The sequence below is a fragment of the Priestia sp. SIMBA_032 genome, from assembly GCF_046535215.1.
Taxonomy (GTDB): Bacteria; Bacillota; Bacilli; order Bacillales; family Bacillaceae_H; genus Priestia; species Priestia aryabhattai.
Genome location: NZ_JAWRXD010001160.1, coordinates 1 through 252, shown reverse-complemented (window position 1 = coordinate 252; position 252 = coordinate 1). Strand labels below are relative to the sequence as shown.

Genomic DNA, 252 nt, shown 5'->3' with positions numbered 1-252 from the left:
CGCCGCGATCAGGCAGATCACCGACCTCGAGTTCGTGAACGCCGGTGGTACCGGTTCGATAGAGGCCACCGCCGCCGATCTGTCGGTCACCGATATCGCCGCCGGAAGCGGATTCTTCGGTGGGCACCTGTTTGACACCTACTCGCATTTCAAACCCGCGCCGGCGATGGCGTTCGGTCTGTCGGTGGTCCGGATCCCCACCCGCAGCATGGTGACCTGCCTCGGCGGGGGATGGATCGCGTCGGGCTCGCC

At 66.3% G+C, this 252-nt stretch carries 1 pseudogene; it reads left to right on the top strand.

The features are described from left to right. A pseudogene (locus tag SB717_RS37950) lies at positions 1–252 on the top strand (amino acid deaminase/aldolase); the annotation flags it as partial.